16 protein-coding genes and 1 tRNA gene are annotated in these 17,015 nt (G+C 61.3%); 11 read left to right on the top strand and 6 right to left on the bottom strand.

Annotated elements, in window-relative coordinates:
• The first annotated feature begins 16 nt into the window (after positions 1–16).
• Together C5J22_RS13250 and C5J22_RS13245 are read left to right on the top strand one after the other, a co-directional pair.
• Complete coding sequence (locus tag C5J22_RS13250; protein ID WP_105438599.1) at positions 17–919, top strand: DMT family transporter; 903 nt, start codon at positions 17–19, stop codon at positions 917–919.
• 72 nt (positions 920–991) lie between these two features.
• Complete coding sequence (locus tag C5J22_RS13245; RefSeq protein ID WP_105438598.1) at positions 992–1,765, top strand: isocitrate lyase/phosphoenolpyruvate mutase family protein; 774 nt, start codon at positions 992–994, stop codon at positions 1,763–1,765.
• A 19-nt stretch (positions 1,766–1,784) separates the two neighbouring features.
• Here the strand turns inward: C5J22_RS13245 and argB are convergent, their stop codons facing one another.
• Positions 1,785–2,672, bottom strand: coding sequence for an acetylglutamate kinase (argB, locus tag C5J22_RS13240; RefSeq protein WP_007771514.1), 888 nt, complete (start codon positions 2,670–2,672; stop codon positions 1,785–1,787).
• 353 nt (positions 2,673–3,025) lie between these two features.
• On the opposite strand from argB, the gene C5J22_RS13235 reads away from it, so the two are divergent.
• Positions 3,026–3,583, top strand: a complete 558-nt coding sequence (locus C5J22_RS13235; RefSeq protein WP_105438597.1) for a fasciclin domain-containing protein — start codon at positions 3,026–3,028, stop codon at positions 3,581–3,583.
• Positions 3,584–3,662: 79 nt separating this feature from the next.
• Here the strand turns inward: C5J22_RS13235 and yihA are convergent, their stop codons facing one another.
• From yihA to rpmH, 4 genes are all read right to left on the bottom strand, one after another.
• Positions 3,663–4,310 (bottom strand): ribosome biogenesis GTP-binding protein YihA/YsxC, encoded by a 648-nt coding sequence (gene yihA, locus C5J22_RS13230; protein ID WP_046631500.1) that lies wholly within the window; start codon positions 4,308–4,310, stop codon positions 3,663–3,665.
• A 153-nt stretch (positions 4,311–4,463) separates the two neighbouring features.
• Positions 4,464–6,266 (bottom strand): membrane protein insertase YidC, encoded by a 1,803-nt coding sequence (gene yidC, locus C5J22_RS13225; RefSeq protein WP_105438596.1) that lies wholly within the window; start codon positions 6,264–6,266, stop codon positions 4,464–4,466.
• The gene (gene rnpA, locus C5J22_RS13220; RefSeq protein ID WP_046664847.1) at positions 6,266–6,658 is read right to left on the bottom strand and encodes a ribonuclease P protein component; all 393 of its coding nucleotides are present in this window, start codon (positions 6,656–6,658) and stop codon (positions 6,266–6,268) included. The genes yidC and rnpA overlap by 1 nt, the downstream gene beginning before the upstream one ends.
• 28 nt (positions 6,659–6,686) lie before the next feature.
• The gene (gene rpmH / locus C5J22_RS13215) at positions 6,687–6,821 is read right to left on the bottom strand and encodes a 50S ribosomal protein L34 (protein WP_080719113.1); all 135 of its coding nucleotides are present in this window, start codon (positions 6,819–6,821) and stop codon (positions 6,687–6,689) included.
• 492 nt (positions 6,822–7,313) lie between these two features.
• On the opposite strand from rpmH, the gene C5J22_RS13210 reads away from it, so the two are divergent.
• The 3 genes from C5J22_RS13210 (at position 7,314) to C5J22_RS13200 (ending at position 11,247) form a co-directional block, all read left to right on the top strand.
• Positions 7,314–9,362: a methyl-accepting chemotaxis protein gene (locus tag C5J22_RS13210; RefSeq protein ID WP_105438595.1), complete on the top strand. Its 2,049-nt coding sequence runs from the start codon at positions 7,314–7,316 to the stop codon at positions 9,360–9,362.
• A gap of 239 nt (positions 9,363–9,601) precedes the next feature.
• The gene (locus C5J22_RS13205) at positions 9,602–11,032 is read left to right on the top strand and encodes a HAMP domain-containing sensor histidine kinase (RefSeq protein WP_172724251.1); all 1,431 of its coding nucleotides are present in this window, start codon (positions 9,602–9,604) and stop codon (positions 11,030–11,032) included.
• Between the two features lie 138 nt (positions 11,033–11,170).
• Positions 11,171–11,247, top strand: a tRNA-Arg gene (locus C5J22_RS13200).
• Between the two features lie 125 nt (positions 11,248–11,372).
• Here C5J22_RS13200 and C5J22_RS13195 read toward each other — a convergent pair.
• The gene (locus C5J22_RS13195; protein WP_105438593.1) at positions 11,373–12,281 is read right to left on the bottom strand and encodes a LysR family transcriptional regulator; all 909 of its coding nucleotides are present in this window, start codon (positions 12,279–12,281) and stop codon (positions 11,373–11,375) included.
• A 121-nt stretch (positions 12,282–12,402) separates the two neighbouring features.
• Here C5J22_RS13195 and C5J22_RS13190 point away from each other — a divergent pair, with 121 nt between their 5' ends.
• From C5J22_RS13190 to C5J22_RS13170, 5 genes are all read left to right on the top strand, one after another.
• Positions 12,403–13,035, top strand: a complete 633-nt coding sequence (locus C5J22_RS13190; protein WP_105438592.1) for a pyridoxamine 5'-phosphate oxidase family protein — start codon at positions 12,403–12,405, stop codon at positions 13,033–13,035.
• Complete coding sequence (locus tag C5J22_RS13185) at positions 13,032–13,502, top strand: nuclear transport factor 2 family protein (RefSeq protein ID WP_105438591.1); 471 nt, start codon at positions 13,032–13,034, stop codon at positions 13,500–13,502. The genes C5J22_RS13190 and C5J22_RS13185 overlap by 4 nt, the downstream gene beginning before the upstream one ends.
• A gap of 137 nt (positions 13,503–13,639) precedes the next feature.
• Positions 13,640–15,172, top strand: coding sequence for a glycosyltransferase family 39 protein (locus tag C5J22_RS13180; RefSeq protein ID WP_245440370.1), 1,533 nt, complete (start codon positions 13,640–13,642; stop codon positions 15,170–15,172).
• Positions 15,173–15,253: 81 nt separating this feature from the next.
• Complete coding sequence (locus tag C5J22_RS13175; protein ID WP_105438590.1) at positions 15,254–15,961, top strand: SDR family oxidoreductase; 708 nt, start codon at positions 15,254–15,256, stop codon at positions 15,959–15,961.
• Between the two features lie 14 nt (positions 15,962–15,975).
• A complete protein-coding gene (locus tag C5J22_RS13170; protein WP_105438589.1) occupies positions 15,976–17,013 on the top strand; it encodes a 4-hydroxyproline epimerase in 1,038 nt (345 codons plus the stop codon).
• Positions 17,014–17,015 lie beyond the last annotated feature (2 nt).

Raw genomic sequence — 17,015 nt, 5'->3', positions numbered from 1 at the left:
GTGATACCGCCAGCATATGGAACTCTGGATCCCCATCACCATCGCCGCCGCCTTTCTGCAGAACCTGCGCTCTGCCCTCCAGAAGCATCTGCAGGGTTCGCTTGGCACGCGGGGAGCGAGCTTCGTGCGCTTCGGCTACGGTTTTCCGATCGCGATCCTCTATGTCCTCTGCCTTCACCATATCGCCGGTTATCCGTTCCCGGCACTGAACTGGACCTTCGCCTTATGGGCGGTGATCGGCGGCCTGGCGCAAATCTTTGCGACCATGATGCTGGTGCATCTCTTTTCGCTCAGGAATTTTGCGGTCGGGACGGCCTATTCCAAGACCGAGCCGGTGCAGGCCGCCATATTCGGCTTCATCCTGCTCGGCGAAAAGCTGACGCCGGGCTCAGTCGCCGCGATCATCGTCGGCGTGATCGGCGTGATGACTATCTCGATGGCGCGCATGCCGCTCTCCTGGCGCAATATGCTGGTCGCCATGACCAGCCGCACCGCCCTGATCGGCATCGCCTCAGGCGCCGTCTTCGGTATTTCGGCCGTTTCCTACCGTAGCGCTTCGCTGTCGCTTGGCGGTCCCGGACCGGTCATGGAGGCCGCGGTGACGCTCGCCTGCGTCACGACTTTCCAGACGGCCTTCATGCTGGTCTGGATGTTCTGGAAGGACAAGCGCGAGATCGTCCAGGTCGTTCTCTCGTGGCGTTCATCCTCTCTCGTCGGCCTGGCAGGCGTCGTCGGCTCGGCCGGCTGGTTCACCGCCATGACCCTGCAGCAGGTGGCCTATGTCCGCGCGCTCGGGCAGATCGAGCTCGTCTTCACCTTCATGGCGTCCTATTTCCTCTTCCATGAGCGGGTGAACCGCATGGAAGTGTTCGGCTGCCTCTTGATCGTCGGCGGCATCCTCGGGCTGCTCTTTTCCTGATCGACGCCCGATTTGCGGCGGCGTCCGTCATCGAAACCGGTTAGGATATTCCGATCAATGGGAGGATCATTCATGCCACAGAAAGACAAGGCAGCCGCGTTCGCAGCGCTTCACCGGAAGGGCAATCCGGTCATCATCTACAACATCTGGGATGCCGGCACCGCCAAAGCGGTTGCGGAAGCTGGGGCGAAGGCGCTCGGCACCGGAAGCTGGTCGGTCGCTGCAGCGCAAGGCTATGCCGACGGCGAGAACCTGCCGCTCGATGCATTGCTCGCCACGGCGAAATCGATCACCGCGGCGGTCGACCTGCCATTTTCGGTGGATTTCGAGGGCGGTTATGCGGAAGACCCGGCCGAACTGGCCGCAAATGTCGCTAAGGTCATGGACGTAGGCGCTATAGGCATCAATTTCGAGGATCAGGTGGTCGGCGGCAGCGGTATCTACCCGGTGAAGCAGCAGGCCGAGCGCATCCGTGCCATCCGGGCCTTGGCGGACACCCGTGATATGCCGTTCTTCATCAACGCCCGGACCGATCTCTTCCTGCAGGAAGGCGACCGGACGAAGCATGCAGCACTTCTCGATCAGGCGATCGAACGTGCCAAAGCCTATGCCGAGGCTGGTGGCAACGGGTTCTTCGCACCGGGACTGGCCGATGAGGGGTTGATCGAGACGCTCTGCAAGGCCTCGCCGCTTCCGGTCAACATCATGATGTTCGGCGGTGTTCCGTCGCCGAAACGCCTCGGTGAACTCGGGGTTGCCCGGGTCAGTTACGGGCCGGGGCCGTATCGCGCGATGATGGCGAAGCTGAAGGAAGACGCCGCGGCGGTTTTCACCGCCGCTGGCTGAGCCTTGAAGCCGTTCGCGATCAGGGAACGATCAGCGTGCCGGCGCCGTGCTCGGTGAAGATTTCGAGCAGGACCGAGTGGGCGGTCTTGCCGTTCAGGATGACGACGCCCTGCACGCCGGCCTTGATCGCCTCGATGCAGGTCTCGACCTTGGGAATCATGCCGCCGGAGATCGTGCCGTCCTTGATGAGGGCCTGGGCCTGGGCGACCGTCAGTTCCTTGATCAGCTGCTTGTCCTTGTCCAGGACGCCCGGAACGTCGGTGAGGAAGAGCAGGCGGGTGGCGCTGAGCGCGCCCGCGATGGCGCCCGCGAAGGTGTCGGCATTGATGTTATAGGTCGCGCCGTCGCGGCCAGGCGCGACCGGGGCGATGACCGGGATCATTTCCGATTTGGCGAGCAGGTCGAGCAAGGTGCGGTCGACTTCCACCACTTCACCGACGAAACCGAGGTCGAGGACCCGCTCGATATTGCTGTCCGGGTCGATTATGGTCTTCTTGGCCTTTTCGGCGAAGACCATGTTGCCGTCCTTGCCGCAAAGGCCGATCGCCCATTCGCCGGTCTGGTTGATCAGCGCGACGATTTCCTTGTTGATCGAGCCGGCGAGAACCATTTCGACGATCTCGACCGTCTTCTGGTCGGTGACGCGCAGGCCGGCTTCGAACTTGGACTCGATACCCATCTTCGTCAGCATGGCGCCGATCTGCGGGCCGCCGCCGTGCACGACGATCGGGTTGACGCCGGACTGCTTGAGAAGCGCGATATCCGCGGCGAACGCCTTGCCGAGTTCGGTATCGCCCATGGCGTGGCCGCCGTATTTCACGACGATCGTCTTGTTTTCGTAACGCTGCATATAGGGCAGCGCCTGTGCCAGAAGCTTGGCCTGAAGTTCGCTTTCGGAAGCCGTCATCGGATACCCCTGAATAATAAGTGGGGCCTTTTAGCGCATGTTTCTGACAGAGGAAATAATCAGTCCGCGAGATTGTCGTCCAATCGACGTGCCGGCGCCGGATAAATGGTGGTCGTATTCCGGCAAATACCCATCGCGGGAAGGCCCAGACATTGCAGCCTGCAAACGGCCCGACAGATATAGGCAAATAAAAACAGCAGCTTGAAATTTTAACGGCGGTTTCGTCGTCAGCGTTGAAACTCTTCTTCTCCGCCTTCCGTCTCTTGTGATGTCTCCGCCGATGTCGGGACGCCATGCCTTGGGAGGCGCGCATCCGCGCCGGGGCAAGTCGATTTTTTTGAGAGGAAGCCATCATGTTGAAGACCGCACTCCGCACGCTCGCCGTCGCGACCGTTCTGTCCGCTACGGCGGTGACCGCCTTCGCCGCCAATCCAAAGGTCGGCGGCGCCGCGATGTACGAAGAGAAGAACATCATCGAAAATGCCGTGAACTCTAAGGACCACACGACGCTCGTCGCGGCCGTCAAGGCTGCCGGCCTGGTGGAGACGCTCCAGGGCAAGGGTCCGTTCATGGTTTTTGCGCCGACCAACGAAGCCTTCGCCGCTCTGCCCAAGGGCACGGTCGAAACGCTGCTGAAGCCGGAAAACAAGGCTCAGCTCACCAAGGTGCTGACCTGCCATGTGGTCGCGGTCAGCGCCATGTCCAATGCCATCGAAAAGATGATCAAGGACGACAAGGGCACCCATGACGTCAAGACCGTCGGCGGCTGCATCCTGAAAGCCAAGGAAAGCATGGGCAAGATCACGCTCACCGACGAAACGGGCGGCGTGTCGAATGTCACGATCGCCGACGTCAAGCAGTCGAACGGCGTCATCCACGTGGTCAACAAGGTTCTGCTGCCGAAAATGTAAAAGTCGGTCACACCCGTTTGGGTTTTTACATCAGGTCCGGTCGCCTCTCAGGGGGCGGCCGGATTTGCCGTTTCTAGCGTCAGAGCGCCCGGCCGACGGTTTCGGCGATCGCCTGGCGCAGTTCCTCGATCCCCTTGCCTTTTTCGGACGAGGTGGAGAGCACGAACGGGAAGGCCGCCGGGTGCTTGCGGATCTTTTCCTGCGTCTCGGCCAGCAGCTTCACCACGGCCGGTTCCTTGATCTTGTCGGTCTTGGTCAGCACGATCTGGTAGGAGACAGCGGCCTTGTCGAGGAGGTCCAGGACTTCGTCGTCGTTCTTCTTGATGCCGTGGCGGCTGTCGATCAGCACATAGACGCGCTTCAGCGTCGCGCGGCCGCGCAGATAGTCGAAGACCAGCCTGGTCCAGGCATCGACGGTTTCCTTCGGAGCCTTGGCATAACCGTAGCCCGGCATGTCGACCAGCGCCATCGGCGGCAGGTCGGTACCTGCGCCCGAATAGCCATCCGGCACGAAATAGTTGAGTTCCTGAGTACGGCCGGGCGTATTGGAGGTGCGCGCCAATCCCTTCTGGCCGACGATCGCGTTGATCAGCGACGACTTGCCGACGTTTGAGCGGCCGGCAAAGGCGACTTCGAGCGGGCCTTCCGGTGGCAGGAACTTCATCGAGGGCACGCCGCGGATGAAAATCCAGGGGCGGCCGAAAAGCGGCTTGTCGTCCGTGCTCATATCTGCGGGCATCGGTTCTGGTCGTCCTGTTCTGTCGAAGGGCACGGCTTCAAGGTTTTGGCCGGCAATGTCAAGCTTTCGGGCTTTCCAGCCCCTATTCCAAAAGAAAAACCCCGGACCAGCCGGGGTTCTTCGTCGGTGTGTTGGTGGACGCTATTTTGTCGGCGCTTCTTTTCGTCGGAAGAAGCCCTTCAGGTTGTCGAAGAGTTCGATCTTGGCGCCATGACGCTTCATGATGATCGCCTGCTGCGTTACCGACAGGGTGTTGTTCCAGGCCCAGTAGATGACGAGACCGGCCGGGAAGGACGCCAGCATGAAGGTGAACACCAGCGGCATCCAGGTGAAGATCATCGCCTGGGTCGGATCCGGCGGCGTCGGGTTCATGCGCATCTGCACAAACATCGTGACGCCCATCACCAGCGGCCAGACGCCGATCATCAGCGCGCTAGGCACGTCGAAGGGCAGCAGGCCGAAGAGGTTGAAGAGCGACGTCGGGTCGGGAGCGGACAGGTCCTGGATCCAGCCGAAGAACGGCGCGTGCCGCATTTCGATGGTGACGTAGATGACCTTGTAGAGCGCGAAGAAGACCGGGATCTGCAACAGCACCGGCCAGCAGCCGGCGATCGGATTGATCTTTTCTTCCTTGTAGAGCGCCATCATTGCCTGCTGCAGGCCCATCCGGTCGTCGCCGAACTTGGCCTTCAGCTCTTCCATCTTCGGCTGCATGCGCTTCATGTTGGCCATGGAAGCGTATTGCTTGCTGGCGAGCGGGAAGAACAGCGCCTTCACGACAATGGTGGTGAGCAGGATCGCCACGCCGAAATTGCCCACATGACGGAAGAAGAAGTCCATCAGCTGGAACATCGGCTTGGTGATGAAGTAGAACCACCCCCAGTCGATCAGGCGGTTGAACTGCGGAACGCCGAACTCGGTCTCGTATCGCGAGATCAAAGGCACTTCCTTGGCGCCGGCGAAGATGAGGTTCTTGAGTTCGGTGGATTGACCCGGCTGAACCGTCAGGTCGTCGCCCTTGTAGTCCGCCTGATAGCTCGCCTGAGCACCGGCGAAATGCGAGAAGCGTGCAACATAGGGCAGCGTCTGCGGCGGCACGATGGTGGCAGCCCAGTACTTGTCGGTGATGCCCATCCAGCCAGTCGTGGATTTTTCGTTGGTGAACTGCTCTTTTTCAATATTGGAGTAGGTGTGTTCGTCGAGGCTGCCGCTCTCGCCCATCACGCCGATGAAGCCTTCGTGGATGACCCAGACGGACGGCGTCGCCGGCTTGTTGTTGCGCAGCACGCGGCCATAGGGCGTCAGCGTCACCGGGGCGGCCGTCTTGTTGTCGACCTTGTCGGCGACGGTCAGCATGTAGTGATCGTCGATCGAAATCGTGCGCGTAAAGGTCACGCCCTTCTCGTTGGTGAAGGTCAGCGTCACCGGTGTCTGCTGGGTCAGCTTGTCGCCGCTTGCGAGCGTCCATTGCGTGCCGGTGCCGGGGGCGGCGCCGATCGATTCATTGGGGATATAGCCGATTTCCGTGAAATAGCCGTCGGTCGTATCGGACGGCGAAAACAGCGTGATGATCGGGCTCTTGTCGTCGACGGTCTCGTGATATTCGCGCAGCTTCAGGTCGTCGAAGCGGGCGCCGGTCAGGTTGATGGAGCCGATCAGGGCCGGCGTCTCGATCTGCACGCGCCGCGACCGTGCGAGCGCCTGATCGCGGGAAAGCGCGGCAGCTGCCGGGTTGGCGCCGGGCAGATTGCCGAGTACGCCACCACTCTGAGCGCCGGGGCTCTCGGGGGAAACAGGCTGAGCGCTTTCGCCCTGAAGCGCACGGCTGGCTTCTTCGGCACGCTGCTGGGCTTCCATCCTCGGGTTCATATAGAGGAACTGCCAGGCAAGAACGATCAGCACCGAGAGCGCGATCGCGATGAAGTAATTGCGGTTCTTTTCCATCATGCTTTCCTGGAACGGGTCTCCTCGGACCGCTTTGGTCTCGGCTTGCTTTCGATACGCTCGATAAGCTGGGCCGTCATATCCGCAAAGGGAGCCTTAAGCACCTCCCGCCGCGCGACAATCACATAGTCGTGTCCGTTCTTCATTGCAAATCCGGCAGATTGCCTCACCGCCTCGCGGAGACGGCGGCGCATGCGGTTGCGTTCGACCGCGTTGCCATGTTTTTTGGTAACTGTGAAACCGACGCGCGGCGCTTCGTCCGGCTGGTTTCGATCAAGGACTTCCAGAAGGAAGTTTCGGCCCCGGCGGGCTTCGCCTGCCCGGACGGCAAGGAACTGCGGCCGGCTTTTAAGCCGCCCGACAGTTTTCTCGTTCTTTGTCTCAGTCGTCATCGCCCGGTCGTCTCGGGCATCTCAGGCCTTAGGCCGAGAGACGCTTGCGGCCACGGGCGCGACGTGCGGAGAGAACCAGACGACCACCTTTGGTGGCCATACGGGTACGGAATCCGTGGCGGCGCTTGCGAACAAGCTTAGACGGTTGATAGGTACGCTTCATTTATTTTAATACCGCGGTGTGCGGCCCTTCTTGGAGTTTGCCGTCATCACGACGGCAAGAGCGCTTCGGAAAAACGATCTGCGCAAGCGGCTGCATGCGTGCAAGCCCGCCGGAGCTGAACGTGGGCGGCTTATAAGAGGACTCCGCCGCAAAAGTCAATCGCTGCCGGGATTTTTGGGCCTTTAGGTCGAGAGCCGGCCGATCTTGATCAGTCCCGCCTGCTGGGCGACGTTGCAGGTGCCGCTCCACTAATATTTCCCCATGAATTTAGGGGTGAGAAATAGTAGGTGAGAGCCATATTCCCTGTCAAACGTCAAATATCTCAACCGAGGCGCGCGCGGCGAAAAACCATGCCCGCCGAGGCTGCGCAAGCACCTTTTCTCTAAGCGTTTCTTTAATTTCTAAAGGCTAATTTTAGCAATTGAATGGAAGAGAATCTGGGTTACGGGCCTGCCTTCCTCGCATGATGAGTCCCGTCTGGAAGGGAATGAAATGAAAATTCGAGGGAAAATCAACCTCCTCGTCGGCCTCATGAGCCTTGTCGCCTGCTTTATCGGCGGCATGGCTCTGTTTGCCATGGCCGAATATCGCCAGATGATGGTTCAATATGAATTGGCCGCAGACCGGGCACACAAGGGCGAACACCTGAACCGGCTCGTCACCGCCGTCGTGATGGAATCCCGCGGCGTCTATATGTCGAAGGATACCAAGGAGGCTGCAAAATTCGCCGACGGCATCCTCGTGTATCTCGATGAGATGGGCAAGCTTCTCAAGGAATGGGACAAGATCGTCCCGGCCGACGAGCGTGCCGTATTCGATAAGCTGCTTGCCCGTTCCAAGGAGTTCAACGGCTTCCGGACCGAGACCGCCCGCCTGGGTCGGGAAGTGAGCCCCGCCGACGCCAACGTGCAGGGTAACAACGACGCCAACCGCAATAACCGCAAAGCCTATCAGGTCGAGATCGATGCTATCGTCGGCACCGACAAGGCCGTCCTCGCTGCGGTCAATGAAGAGCTCAACAGCTTCACGCGGACCCTTTTTATTCTTGTCTCCGCAGTCACCCTTGCAGGCGTTGCCGCAGGTGCTGGTTTCGGCCTCTATCTGGGGCGTCGCCAGCTCAGCCATCCGATCACGGCTCTGACCAAAGCGATGAAACATATCGCCGACGGCAAATTTGATACGGTCGTCCACGGGGCCGATCGCGCCGACGAGATCGGCGACATGGCCGCGGCGATCGAGATCTTCCGCAGGAACGGCATCGAAGTCGCGCGCATGAATGCTTCCGAAGCGACCATGCGTGGCAAGAACGACGACCTGCAGGCGCGTATGGCTGCCGTCGTCGCAGCTGCCGCGGAAGGGGATTTTACCCGCCGCATCGACAAGCAATGGGGCGAGGAAAGCCTCGATCGCTTCGCTCGTGACGTCGACATGCTCGTCGGGAGCGTCGATGCCGGAGTGTCGGAAACCCGACGCGTCGTGAAAAGCCTTGCCGAAGGCGACCTTACCGACAGCATGCGGGGCAATTTCAAGGGCGCATTCGCCGAGCTGCAGCACAATGTCAACGGTACCATGGATACGCTGCGCGGCACGATGCGCAATGTCCGCACCGCCACGGGCTCCATCAATGGTAGCGCCGCCGAGCTGAGCCGGGCGACCAATGATCTGTCCCGTCGCACCGAACAGCAGGCTGCCGCTCTGGAGGAAACGTCCGCTGCGCTCGAAGAGATCACCGCCGTCGTCAAGACGTCGACCGAGCGGGCGCATGAAGCAACTGTGATGGTCGGCGAGGCCAAGCAGAGCGCGGTCCAGTCGGGCGAGGTGGTGCGGAGCGCCGTCGACGCGATGGGCCGGATAGAGCAGGCCTCCCGCGAGATCGCCCAGATCACCAATGTCATCGACGAAATCGCCTTCCAGACCAATCTTCTGGCGCTCAATGCCGGCGTCGAGGCCGCCCGTGCAGGCGAAGCCGGCAAGGGTTTTGCCGTCGTCGCTCAGGAGGTCCGCGAACTCGCCCAGCGCTCAGCAAGTGCCGCAAAGGGCATCAAGGCGTTGATCAGCAAGTCCGGCGAGGAAGTGGCCGGAGGCGTGATGCTGGTCCAGAAGACCGGCGAGGCACTGTCGGAAATCGAAAGCCGCGTGCTGCGCATCAACGACCATATCCATTCGATTGCCGTCGCTTCCCGCGAGCAGGCGACGGGGCTTGCCGAGGTCAATACCGCCGTCAACCAGATGGACCAGGTGACGCAGCAGAATGCCGCCATGGTCGAGGAGACGTCCGCGGCGACGCAGACATTGTCTTCCGAGGCCGACAGCCTGTTTGCACTTGTCTCCAATTTCGACATCGGCCAGGAGGGCGAGCGCGTCGCCGAGCCGGTCAAGACCACGCGGCCGGTTGCGGCAGCCGTGCGGCCGGTTGCGGCAGCTCCCGTCCATCGGCCGCGCGTCTCTCCGGTAAAGGCGATGACGGGTGCGCTCTCGCGGGCCTTCGGCGGAGCGGCCGTCGCAACGGCAGCGGTTGCCGGAGAATGGGAAGAATTCTGATCCAAGTTCGCACATCAGCCGAATAAGAAAGCGGAGAGGGGCAACCCTCTCCGCTTTCTCTTTTGCACTGCGGCAAAGGGGACTGGTAAAAAACCGCCGAACCTCTAAAATAAGCGATCATCCGTAGGCTCGCATCAATCCGGCGGGCCTGGTATTCGGAAATGGAGATCCGCATGGACGACGAGGTTCATACCTCGGGGCGCTCGGGGCCCTCGCCGGTAGGCGTAGGTCCGGAAACCATGCCGCGCCTTTTCCGCGGCCTTTCCGGCAGGCTTCTCTGGCTTACCGTCATTTTCGTGATGATGGCCGAAGTCCTGATCTTCGTCCCCTCCGTCGCCACCATGCGGATGAACTGGCTGCGCGATCGGCTGGATACGGCCGCCGCCGCCGGCATCGTCATCGACGGGCTGCAGCCCGCCGAGCTTCCCCGCGCCGTGCAGGACGATACGCTGCTTGCGACCGGCACCAAGGTGATCGCCCTGCGCAAGGACGGCACCTCGCGGCTGCTGGCTGCAACGGACACGCAGCCGCAGATCGACGAAGTGTTCGATCTTGCCAATGTCCCGATAGCATCGTCGATGCGTGACGCACTCGACACGCTCATCTTTGGCGGCGGCCGCGTGATGCGCGTTTATGGCCCGATCGGCGACAGCGACATGGTCATCGAGCTGGTGATGACCGATGACGCATTGCGCAAGGACATGCTGAAATATTCGAAGACGATGTTTCTCCTGTCGCTGCTGATCTCCCTGATTACCGCCGTACTGATCTTCCTCGCCATCAACCGGATGATGATCATGCCGATCCGGCGGCTCACCCATAGCATGCAGTTTTTCTCGGAGCAGCCGGACGATCCGGCCCGCGTCTTTAGCGCCGATCGTTCCCGGGGCGAACTTGCGGTCGCCGGCCGGCACCTTACGGCCATGCAGGCGCAATTGCAGCGAACGCTGAAGCAGCAGAAGAACCTGGTCGATCTTGGCCTCGCCGTTTCGAAGATCAACCACGACATGCGCAACATCCTCGCGTCGGCGCAGCTGATGTCGGACCGCCTGACGGACGTCGACGATCCGATGGTGAGGAGTTTCGCGCCGAAACTGTTGCGCACGATCGACCGGGCGGTAGGTTACACGAACGAGGTGCTGGCTTACGGTCAGGCCTCCGAGGCAGCGCCCCGCCGCCGCCGCATCCGCTTTGCAGCGCTCGCCCAGGAAGTGCGCGACATGCTGGCGATCGATCCGGAGATCGGCATCGAGTTCCTGGATCAGATCGCCGCCGATCTTGAAGTGGATTGCGACAGCGAGCAGATTTTCCGCGTCATCCACAATCTCTGCCGGAATGCCGTCCAGGCGCTGCTGAATTTCGATCCGCAGGATACGTCCATCGTTCGCCGGGTCACGGTCTCCGCGCACCGGGTGGGCAGCGTCGTCAGCATCACCATCGACGACACCGGCCCCGGCATGCCGCGAAAGGCCCGCGAGAACCTGTTCTCCGCTTTCCGCGGCTCGGCGCGGTCGGGCGGCACCGGCCTCGGCCTGGTCATTGCTCGTGAGCTAGTCCTGGCCCACGGTGGCACCATCGCACTTGTCGAGAAACCAGGCCCCGGCACGCAGTTTAGGATAGAAATTCCCGACCGTCCGGTCTCTCTGGAGGACTACCGGGTTCGGGCTTGACGCAAATAAATGTTGCTTCTCAACGGTTTGGGCGAGAAGTGACAGCAAAATGATGTCGCCTTCGGTAAAATCGCTTGCAATCGGAATGCGGACGTTTTAGAGGATCGCCACGCAAGCGGTGACGCACTGCTTGCAGACGCACCCGTAGCTCAGCTGGATAGAGCACCAGACTACGAATCTGGGGGTCAGGAGTTCGAATCTCTTCGGGTGCGCCATTTTTTCCTAGACGACGCCACTGGCGTCACTCTCCATCGTCTAGCGTGTCCTGAAGGACAATCTTCCTCGAAATGTTGAATTGGTGACCGTGTTTAGCTGCTTTCGGTTGCAGTCACGGAACCTCTCAGCCAGCGGAGCTGATCCTGCCGAGCGCCTGCCGCAGCCTCGGTGCGGCAACATCCAGAAAGCTGCGCATCTTGAGCGGCATCTGGCCACGCGCGGCGTGAACGAGATGGACGGGGGCGGGCTCCGGCTCGAAGGATTCCAGGATGATCCGGAGCGCTCCGGCTTTGATTGCTTCCGCCGCCTGGTAGTGGAGCAGCCGCGTGACACCGACATTGCTTATCGCGGCCTCCGCAGCGGCCTCGGCGGTCGAGACGGAAAGGCGCGATGCGGCCGCGGTCGCACTCGATCCTGGCGGCAGCATTTGCCGAATTGAGGATGGAGCCGGCCCTTCGAACGTCACCCACGGCATTCTTCGAAGATCCTCCGGTATCTGCGGAACACCATGAACCGCAAGCAGGGCCGGGCTGGCGCAGGTCACCATCCGCATCGATCCGACCCGCGTCGCAACCATCGTGCTGTCCGGCAGCTGGCCGATCCGGACTGCCATATCGACATGATCGTCGACGAGGTGAACGTTGCGGTCCGCCAGCTGCAAGCGGATGTTGATCTCGGGAAACAGGGCCAGGAAATCGATGACGATGGGCAGGACATGGAGCCGGCCGAACATGATCGGCGCTGTGATGACCAATTCACCCTTTGGCGTTGTGAACTCACCGGCGGCCTCCCGTTCCGCATCCTCGACCTGTTCGAGAATGCGTCGCGCCGCCGCTACATAGGTGGCGCCGACATCGGTCAGGGTGAGTTTGCGGGTCGTGCGGATCAGCAGACGCGTGCCGAGCGACGCCTCGAGCTCCGAGATTTTCCGGCTGAGCGTCGGTACGGGCACCCGGAGCGCCCGACCCGCGGCAGACAGGCTACCCTTGTCCACGACCTCCAGCAGCATCGACATGGCTTCGAAGCGATCCATCCATCTTTCCATTTTTTGACAAGATGAGTTCCAGCGATACTATATTATGCTGGATTATGGAAAAGGCTATGCATCCTCTTCAGCGGTGCCGATAGCGGCTCTGCCGGGAAGGAGCTCCTTCATGTCCTATGGCTTTCTGGACATCGCCATCACACCGAGCGTTCGGGCCGCACAGAAGGCTATGGGTGCCGATCACATCTGGCAGAATTTCGCTGGTGATCGTGACTTCGATCGCCTGACAGAAAATGAAGCGGCCTTCATCGCCGACCGGGACAGCTTCTACATGGCGACGGTCTCGGAGACGGGTTGGCCCTATGTCCAGCACCGCGGCGGCCCGCGCGGCTTCCTGAAGGTAATCGACGACCGGACATTGGCCTTCGCGGATTATCGCGGCAATCGCCAGTATATCAGCACCGGCAATGTCGCGGCGAACGACAGGGCATGCCTCTTCCTGATGGATTACGCCCGTCGTGCCCGGCTGAAGATCTATGTGCATGTGGAGGAGGTGGCGCTTGATGCGGATCCTGCCCTGGCTGCGCTTGTCATCGATCCGGACTATCGGGCGAAGCTCGAACGGATTTTCCGGCTGCGGCTCGAGAGCTTCGACTGGAACTGTCCGCAACATATCACTCCCCGCTTCACCGAGGAACAAGTCGGCGGGGCGGTCCGCCCCCTTCGGGACCGACTAGCCGAGCTCGAATCCGAAAACGCTGAATTGCGCGCCCGCCTTGCCATCCATGGAGATACCCAATGAGCAATCAACGTCCACCCCTGCCGCCGTTCACGCCGGAAACGGCGGTCGAGAAAGTCCGCCTTGCGGAGGATGGCTGGAACAGCCGAGATCCGGCGCGCGTGGCGCTCGCCTACACGGTCGATAGCTACTGGCGCAACCGGGCCGAATTCGTCGAGGGGCGCGAGGCGATCGTCGGCTTCCTCACCCGCAAATGGCAGCGCGAGCTGGACTACCGTCTCGTCAAGGAGCTGTGGAGTTTCCAGGAGAACCGCATCGCGGTCCGCTTTGCCTATGAGTGGCACGACGACGGCGGCAACTGGTTCCGCTCCTACGGCAACGAGAATTGGGAGTTTGACGAACATGGCCTGATGCGCCGACGGCTCGCCTCCATCAACGACGCGCCCATCCGCGAGGCGGAGCGGCGTTTCCATTGGCCGCTCGGACGCAGGCCGGACGATCATCCAAGCCTCAGCGCTCTCGGTTTTTGATCTGTAAGGGGATTGGCAGGAAATCCACACGCGTTCAATTTGGCGCAAGTTATCAAACGGCGGGCGCGCGGTTTCTATTGATCCGCGTCGCAGGCTGTGCCATCCGCTTCGTACGATAACTTTCTTATAAGGCGAAAATGAATCGCGAGAGCGTGGGCGCGGTGCGTTCCGAAGAGTTGATCAAACCCGGCCGGCTGACAGGGTTTCTGGCTGGCGGCCTTTGGCCCGCGGCGCTTTTTCTGGGCGCTTATTTCCTGCTGAGCATTGCTGTCCGACTGATGCTGCCCAACGCGCTGACGCTGGACGAGGCCGAGCAGGCGCTGTTTTCACAATACTGGCTTGCCGGCTACGGCCCGCAGCCGCCTTTCTACAACTGGGTTCAGAATGCCTTTGTCAGCGTGATCGGCATCTCGCTCTTTTCGCTGACCTTGCCGAAATTCCTGATGCTGCTGTTGTGCTACCTATTCTTTGGCATGGCGGCGCGAGAGATCGACGCCCGACCCGCCTTTGCGGCGATGGCGATGCTGAGCCTGCTCACCCTGCCGCAGCTTTCCTACATGCCGCAGCAGGATCTGACGCACACCGTCGCGGTGCTGATGGCGACATCGCTGTTCCTCTACGGGCTCTTCCGAACCCTTGTCCGGGCGGATTGGCAGGGCTACCTGATCGTCGGGGTCGCGATCGGCATCGGCATGATCTCGAAATACAATTTCGGGCTGCTGCCTGCCTCCGCCCTCATTGCCGTATTCTGCGACAGGGAATGGCGTGCCCGTCTTCTTGATCCGCGCATCCTGCTGACCGCGATCGTCGGTCTGATAATCGTCCTCCCGCACGCCCTCTGGCTTCGCGGCAATCTCGATCTCGCGACATCAGGCACGATCGGCAAGATGGTTGAAGTGAACGCACCGCATGGCATTGTTCGTATTGTACGCGCACTTGGTTCGCTGGTGCTTGCCTGCATCGCGTTCGGCGCACTGACGGTCGCCATCTTCGCGATAGCCCTCAAAAAGGACTTCAGGCGATCGCTGTCCGCCGGCGACCGCTGGACGCGCCTGCTGGGCCTAATGATGGCAGTGGGCCTGCTGGGTGTCGTATTGGTGATCCTTTTCACGGGCACGACCAAGATCACCGAGCGCTGGCTGGATCCCTATCTGCTGCCTCTGCCACTCTATCTCCTGCTGAAGCTGGAACGAGCGGGCATCGATACCACGCTCCATCTCAAGCGCCTCGTCCCCGTCTTCATCGTCATCATGGCTGTGACATCGGTCCCGCTGGCGGGCAAGACTTTCACGGGTGGGCTCACCGGCGCCTATACCCGGATCAACTATCCGCTCGCCTCCGTCACGGAAGCGCTGAAAGCGGAAGGCCGGCCGGCGGTGATCGTTGCAGCCGGCATGCATCTTGCCGGCAACATGCGGCTACAGTTTCCCGATGTGCCGGTCGTCAATTCCGAGCAGCCGATCGCCGGCTTCCCGGCTCCAGATGACATGAAGGGGCCGGTTCTGGCGATCTGGGCCGATGGCGGGCGTGCGGCGGGCTCGCCGCCGATCGATCTTTCCTCCGTCGCTGCGCTCGGATTAACCGCATCGCCTGCCAAATCTCTCTCGCTACCCTATTATTACGGCGACGGCAGAATGCAGCTCAACCTCGGTTATCTCTGGCTTCGCTGAAGACGGTAGGCAAACCGGCGAGGCTGATATATCTGTTCGGGGAAGCCTTCTCGAGGCGGATAAAGACCCAAGGAGATTCCGATGGCTGAGACGGAAAAGGTCGCGCTGATTACCGGCGGCGGGCGTGGTATGGGTGAGGCGATCGCCCGCGAACTGCACGCCGAGGGTTACAAGCTCGCGCTGATGTCACCCTCGGAAAGCTGCGAGAAGCTGGCAGCCGAACTCGGTGGCGTCGCCTCGCGGGGTGTCGCGGAAAAGGCCGAGGACATCGAAGCGATTTTCGACCTCACCATGAAGACCTACGGCCGCATCGACGCCGTGGTCAACCACACCGGCCATCCGCCGAAGGGCGACCTGCTCGACATCAGCGACGAGGACTGGACGCTCGGCTCGGACATGATGATCCTGTCGCTGGTGCGCATGGCGCGCCTGGTGACGCCGGTCATGCTGAAACAGGGCAAGGGCGCCTTCGTCAACATCACCACCTTCGCCGCCTACGAGCCCTCGCTCGTCTTCCCGGTTTCGTGCACCTACCGCGCAGCTGCGGGTGCCTTCACAAAGCTCTACTCGGATCGCTATGCGGCCGACAATATCCGCATGAACTGCATCCTGCCGGGGTTCATCGACAGTCTCGATCACAAGCCTGGGACGGCGGAAAAGGTACCGATGAAGCGTGTCGGTCAGGTAGGAGAAATCGCAAAGACGGCCTCTTTCCTCTTGTCGGATGGCGCCGGCTACATCACCGGCCAGAACATCCGCGTCGATGGCGGCGCCACCCGTCACGTCTGATCGGAGTATTCGAGATGAGATGGAAGCGCACGATCCAGCTGCTGGACGTTCATTGCGAGGGTGAGATCGGCAAGGTCGCGATCGGCGGCGTGCCGAAGATTCCGGGGGAGACGGTTGCCGCCCAGCTTCACTGGCTGAACACCGATCCGAAGGGCAACGAGCTTCGCCGCTTCCTCTGCCTCGAGCCGCGCGGAGCGCCGATCGGCTCGGTCAACCTGCTGCTGCCGCCGAAGCACCCCGATGCGGACGCCGCTTTCATCATCCTGCAGCCGGACCAGGCGCATGCGAGTTCGGGTTCGAACTCGATCTGCGTGACAACAGCGCTTCTGGAATCCGGCATCGTCGAAATGCAGGAGCCTGAAACCGTCGTTATTCTGGAAACCGCGGCCGGCCTCGTGCGCGCGACCGCCACCTGCCGCGATGGACGTTGCGAAAAGGTGAAGCTCACCATGGTGCCGTCTTTCGTGCATCAGCTTGATGTCAGGGTTCAGACCCCGTCATGGGGCGAGATCAAGCTCGACCTTTGTTATGGCGGGATCTTTTACGGACTGGTGGATGTCGGCCAGATCGGCCTGACCATCGAGAAGGGCAATGCGGCAGCCCTCGTCCAGGCCGGCATGGTGCTGAAGGACCTCATCAACAGGCAGATCGAAGTCGTCCACCCCGAAATCCCCGCGATCTCCGGCGTCGCCTATGTGATGTTCCGTGACACGGAAGCCGACGGCACGGTACGGACCTGCACGACGATGTGGCCGGGGAGGGCGGACCGTTCACCCTGCGGCACCGGCAATTCCGCCAATCTGGCAGCGCTTCATGCGCGCGGCAAGGTCAAGGTGGGGGACGTCTTCAAGTCGCGCTCGATCATCGGTTCTGAGTTCGAGGTGGGACTGGCGTCCGAAACGGAGGTCGCAGGAAAGCCGGCGATCGTTCCGACGATCACCGGCCGTGGTTTCACTTTCGGTCTGCATCAGATTGCCCTTGATCCGTTCGATCCGCTGTCGGACGGATTTGCGATGACCGACGTGTGGGGGCCATCCGCTGGGGAAGTCTGAGT

This window comes from Neorhizobium sp. T25_13 (assembly GCF_002968675.1).
Lineage (GTDB): Bacteria > Pseudomonadota > Alphaproteobacteria > Rhizobiales > Rhizobiaceae > Neorhizobium > Neorhizobium tomejilense.
The sequence above is the reverse complement of the archived record's forward strand: the minus strand, read 5'-3'. Positions and strand labels throughout refer to the sequence as shown.